This window comes from Caulobacter sp. P1_B12_2, assembly GCF_056406675.1.
Genome location: NZ_JBFTZS010000289.1, coordinates 1 through 5,952 on the forward strand (window position 1 = coordinate 1; position 5,952 = coordinate 5,952).

General features: G+C 67.2%; 3 protein-coding genes. 2 read left to right on the forward strand and 1 reads right to left on the reverse strand.

The genetic code is table 11. The annotated features are described in order from the left end of the window. The coding region (locus AC1DZ6_RS16985; protein WP_477098323.1) for a TonB-dependent receptor domain-containing protein at positions 1 to 1,933 on the forward strand (1,933 nt) is incomplete at its 5' end. Positions 1,934 to 2,228: 295 nt separating this feature from the next. Further along, positions 2,229 to 4,445 (forward strand): S9 family peptidase, encoded by a 2,217-nt coding sequence (locus AC1DZ6_RS16990; RefSeq protein ID WP_477098324.1) that lies wholly within the window; start codon positions 2,229 to 2,231, stop codon positions 4,443 to 4,445. A 76-nt stretch (positions 4,446 to 4,521) separates the two neighbouring features. Here AC1DZ6_RS16990 and AC1DZ6_RS16995 read toward each other — a convergent pair whose 3' ends face one another. Beyond that, positions 4,522 to 5,100, reverse strand: coding sequence for an AAA family ATPase (locus AC1DZ6_RS16995; protein ID WP_477098325.1), 579 nt, complete (start codon positions 5,098 to 5,100; stop codon positions 4,522 to 4,524). Positions 5,101 to 5,952: the final 852 nt, after the last annotated feature.

The window sequence follows — 5,952 nt, forward strand, 5'->3', positions numbered from 1 at the left end:
CCAGGGCGCCGGCTCGCTGTCGACCGCCTCGACGTCGAACCTCGGCGGCACGCTGCAGTTCTTCACCCGCGACCCGTCCAAGGAGTTCCACGTCCAGACCAACGCCACGGTCGGTTCGGACTCGATGTACCGGGTGTTCGGCCGCGTCGACACCGGCGCCATCGAAGGCCTGGGCGGCCTGCGCGCCTACGTCTCGGCCGTCGACCAGAAGGCCGACAAGTGGAAGGGCGGCAGCGAGCAGAAGCAGCGCCAGTTCGACGCCAAGGTCGTGCTGCCCTTGGGCGAGACCGGCTCGCTGACCGCGTTCTATAACCACTCCGAGCGCCGCGAGCAGGACTACCAGGACATGTCGTTCGACATGATCAAGCGCCTGGGCCGCGACTGGGACAACTTCCAGCCCGACTGGAACAAGGCCGTCGGCGTCGGCGCGGTGCTGAATAACCCGGCCTATTACGCCGGCCCGACCCCGATCCTGAACGGCGGCTACTGGACCGGCGTGGGGACCAACCCCTACGCACAGTACGGCGTGGCCAATCCTGACGACGCCTACTACGCCGGCGCCGGCATTCGCGACGACGACATCTACGCCGTCACCCTGAAGCACGACCTGGGCGAGCTGGCCCGCTTCGACCTGACCGGCTATGGCCACAAGAACGAAGGCCAGGGCCTGTGGTATACGCCCTACACGGTCAGCCCGGGCTACGGCACGGCCGGCTCGACCGCCGCCCCGCTGTCGATCCGCACCACCGAGTACGACATCGACCGCAAGGGCCTGATCGGCAACGTCTATGTCGACCTGGGCGGCCACGCGATCAGCGCCGGCTTCTGGACGGAAGACAACGACTTCCACCAGGCTCGCCGGTTCTACGCCGAGACCCTGGCGGCCCCGTCGCGCGACCCGCTGGACTTCCAGTCCAACCCGTTCCTGACCTCGTGGGAATACAAGTTCAACACCAAGACCACGACCGGCTACATCCAGGATGTCTGGACGATCAACGACGCCCTGAAGGTCAATTTCGGCTTCAAGGCCCTGAAGGTCGAGAACGAGGTCACCTCGATCGTCGGCGCGGTGAACGGCAAGATCGAGAGCAAGGACAGCTTCCTGCCGCAGGTCGGCGTCGTCTATAATCTGAACAACGGCTTCGAGCTGTTCGGCGGCTACACCGAGAACATGGCCGCCTTCGTCTCGGCCGCGACCTCGGGCCCGTTCGCCTCGCAGAACCAGACTGTCGTCAACTACATCCGCGACAACCTCGAGCCCGAGACCTCCAAGACCTTCGAAGGCGGCGTCCGCTACAAGACCGACCGCTTCCAGGGCGTGGCGGCGGTCTATCACGTCGACTTCGAGAACCGCCTGGACAGCGCCAGCACGGCTCCGCCGATCCTGGGCCTGCCGGCGGTCCTGTCGAACGTCGGCGCGGTCGAGACCAAGGGCATCGAGCTGGCCGGCCAGTACCGCCTGACCGACGCCTGGTCGCTGTACGGCTCCTACGCCTACAACGACTCCGTCTATCAGGACGACGTCCCCGGCGCCGGCGGCACGGTCGCCATGAAGACCAAGGACAAGGACGTGATCTTCACGCCCAAGCATCTGTTCAAGGCGGTCCTGGGTTACGACAACGGTACGGGCCTCTTCGCCAATCTCGGCGTCAGCTACACCTCCTCGCGCTGGTACACGTTCGAGAACAACGGCGGAAACGTCGATGGTTTCACCGTGGCCGACCTGACGGTGGGCTACCGCTTCGACGGCGGCGACAACGCCTGGCTGCGCGGCCTGGAGGTTCAGGCCAACATCAGCAACCTGACCGACGAGGACTACATCTCGACGGTCGGTTCGGGCGGCGCGGCCAAGGCCGACCCGGGCGGCACGGCCATGACCCTGCTGCCGGGCGCCCCGCGCCAGGGCTACCTGACGGTGCGCAAGCGGTTCTAGGACCGCGGCGTCATCGACGAGACGAAGGGCCGGAGGGCGACCTCCGGCCCTTTTGTTTTGGGTCGCAGGCAAAAAGAAAGCCCGGCCAAAAGACCGGGCTTGAAGTCATTAGGGAGGAAACGCCCAGGAAGGGCAGAGGCGCTCGGCGCCTCACGGGCTGCTGTTACCGCTAACAGACGCGCCCTGGCAAGCGATTCCTCAAAGGCGCGGCGAGCTGCCGCACCTTTCGCTCCGGGGAAAGGATCTGAACTTTCCCTGCTGACAACGGCCACGCTCGCCGATAGCGTCCCGCGCCATGATCAGACCCTCGCTCCTGGCCATCACGGCCTGCCTCGCCCTGTCGTCGCCGGTCCTGGCGGAAAAACTCACCCCGGAGCGGATCTTCGCCGACCCGGCCCTGAACGGCCCCACGGCCAAGGGCGTGGCCCTGTCGCCGGACGGCAAGCGGGTCACCTATCTGAAGGGCAAGGCCGAGGCGGCCAACGTCCAGGACCTGTGGGCGGCCGACGTCAAGGGCGGCGAGCCCTACCGCCTGATCGACTCGGCGGCCCTGTCGGCCGGCGCCAAGGAGTTGTCGGAGGCCGAGAAGGCCCGCCGCGAACGGGCCCGCGTTTCGGCTCGCGGCATCGTCGAATACAGCTGGGACGAGGAAGGCCGCTTCATCCTGGTGCCGCTGGACGGCGACCTCTATCTGGACAGCGTCGCCGACGGCAAGGTCACCCGGGTCACCGAAACTCCGGGCGACGAGGTCGACGCCAAGGTCTCGCCCAAGGGCGGCTTCGTCTCCTACGTCCGCGACCAGAACCTCTACATCAAGCCCCTGGTCGGCGGGGCCGAGAAGGCCCTGACCACCGAAGGCAAGGACGCCCTGTCGTTCGGCACGGCCGAGTTCGTCGCCCAGGAGGAGATGGACCGCTTCACCGGCTACTGGTGGAACCCCAGCGAGACCAGCATCGCCTACACCCGCGTCGATGAAAGCACGGTCGATATCATCCCCCGCGCCGACATCGGCCCGGGCGGCGCCACGGTGGTCCAGCAGCGCTACCCGCGCGCCGGGCGCCCCAACGCCGTGGTCGACCTGTTCGTCCAGGACCTGGCCACGGGCAAGACCGTCCAGATCGACCTGGGCACGAACAAGGACATCTATGTCGCCCGGGTCGACTGGTCGGCCGACGGCAAGACCCTGTACGTCCAGCGCCAGACCCGCGACCAGAAGACCGTCGAGCTGATCGCCTACGACCCGGCCTCAGGCAAGGGCAAGACCCTCGTCACCGACACCGACGCCCACTGGATCGAGCTCGGCGACGACTTCAAGCCGCTCAAGGACGGCAGCTTCCTGTGGTCGTCGGAGAAGTCCGGCTACAAGCACCTCTACCACTACGCCGCCAGCGGCAAGCTGATCGCCCAGGTCACCCAGGGCGACTGGCCGGTCAACGCCCTGGAAGGCGTCGACGAGGCCCGCAAGGTCGCGATCTTCACCGCCTCGATCGACACCCCGTTGGAGCGCCGAATCTACGAGGTGTCCTACGCCAAGCCGGGCAAGCCGAAGGCCCTGACACCGGCCGGCGGCTGGTGGACCGCCAAGGTCGCCGAGACCGGCGGCGCCTTCACGGCCGGCTACAGCGATCCCAAGACCCCGCCCCAGACCGCGCTGTACGACGCGAGCGGCAAGCGGGTGCGCTGGATCGAGGAGAACAAGCTGGCCGAGGGCCACCCCTACTGGCCCTACGCCGCCACCCTGCCCGTTCCTGAGTACGGCGTGCTGAAGGCGTCCGACGGCGAGGTGCTGCACTACGAGATCCTCAAGCCGGTCGGCTTCGACCCTGCCAAGAAATATCCGGCCATCGTCTCGGTCTATGGCGGCCCGCACGCCCAGACCGTCAGCCGCTCCTGGCAGAAGGTCGGCGAGCGTCCGTATCTCGAGGACGGCTACGTGATCTTCAAGCTGGACAACCGCGGCAGCACCAACCGCTCGGCCAAGTTCAAGCGGGCTCTCGACCGCCGCATGGGCACGGTCGAGGTCGAGGACCAGCTGGCCGGCGCCAAGTTCCTGCAGTCGCTGCCTTACGTCGACGCCGACAAGCTGGGCGTGATGGGCTGGTCGTACGGCGGGTTCATGACCCTGATGCTGCTGACCGCGCCCGACAATCCGTTCAAGGCCGGCGCGGCCGGCGCCCCGCCGACCGAGTGGGGCCTCTACGACACCCACTACACCGAGCAATTCATGGGCAAGCCGGACGAGAACAAGGACGGCTACGCCAATTCCGACGCGCTGACCCGCCTGAAAAACCTCAAGCCGAACAGCCTGCTGCTGCTCCACGGCATGGCCGACGACAACGTGATCTTCGAAAACAGCGTCCGCCTGATCGCGGCCCTGCAGAAGAACGCCACGCCGTTCGAGATGATGCTCTATCCGGGCGAGCGCCACAGCGCGCCCGGCAGYAAGACCARGGGCCTGCACGTGCTGAAGACCCACCTGGAGTTCTTCGATCGCCAACTGAAGGGCGAGTAGGCTCGGCTCAGACTTTCGCGTCCCTCCCCCAGTGGGGGAGGCGGCGCGAATGCGCCGGAGGGGGAGCAGTCCCACCTCAGCCATATCCCCCCACCGATCGCTTCGCGATCGCCTCCCCCACGGGGGGAGGGCCTAGAGTAGCCAACACGAAGTCGGCCCGCGCCGCGACGTCGACCTTCGGCAGGATCGACACCGCGTAACCAAGCCGCGCATAGGCGTCCGACAACCGCTCATATTCCGCCCGCGCCGCCGCGAAGTCGTGGAGCCGCTCGGGGTCGTTGACGTAGATCTCCGGCCACGACGGGGTCAGGAACACCCGCTCGTGGTAGCGATGAGCCCGCCCCAGCGGCTCCAGGATCCCCTCGCCCGTCGCCTGCTCCAGGGCGGCCGCCGCGTCGATCAGACCCCGGTCGAAGAACACCCAGCCTTCCAGACCCGAGGCGGCCTCCCGGTCCGCCAGCGCCATGACCACGGCCCGCCGCGCGAAGGCCGCCGGATCGACCCACGGCAAGGCCGCGCCGTCGCCCGCCAGTTCCTCTCGCACGATCCGTCGTCCAGGCTCCTCGACCACGGCGTGGCCCCGCCGCGCGAGTTCGGCCAGCAAGGTCGACTTGCCGCCGCCGGAGCAGCCGGAGATCACGACGAAATGGTTCAAGTTGGACCTCCTACGCTGTCGGTGCATTCTTGAACTCCTTTCCCGGTGGGAGAGGGGTTTGGATACTTATGCTCGGCGGATAGCGAACAAACCCCCGCGATTTCAAAGCCCTGGGATTTCTCGACCCGATTTGATCCTCACCCTCCAAACCGCCCGTATCCTTGACTCACCTCGMCGCRKGGAAAGGGCGCAWGGCCAGCGACCGATGCGGCGGCGGGGGGCGATCGAGCGGGACTGGGCTGGAGGGGGTTACTTCAGCGTGTCCGGGGAGCCTGGCGTTGCAGGCCCCGCCCGCCGTCGGCGTCGAACGGGGACAAAGCGCGTGTATTGCCCATTGGCCCGCGCCCCCGGCGACTGGGACTGGCTCGAAAGGGTCGGTTCCGGGTCCGGCTAAGCCTCAACAGGGCTGCCCACCGGATGCTGGCGGATAACGATGGCGCGGAGCGGTCGGCTTCGTCGAAACGGTATTTGTCTCAAACACTCCGGACGATGTCCGGCGCTCCGCGACCCTTTCCATTCCCTCAGCGGGTTTCCGCGTGAGCATGAGAGATCGTGCCCGCCAACACTTGCCCCCACCTGACCGCTTCGCGGTCTGTCCGCCCCCACAGGGGGCGGAGGACGCGCGCGCCGCGCCGGCGGCGGCTCCTCTTCCCCCTGTGGGGGAGGACGACCGCGAAGCGGTCCGTAGGAGGCAAGTGTTCGGCGCACCGAGCGACCTTGATTTGACTTCCGTAGCGAAAGAAGACGAACCTTCGCATACGAAACAACCGAAAGCCGCCGCGTGACCTCCTACACCGACCTGCTCGCCGCCATGACCGCCACCGAGACCGGCTTCACCGCCCAGGTCACCGA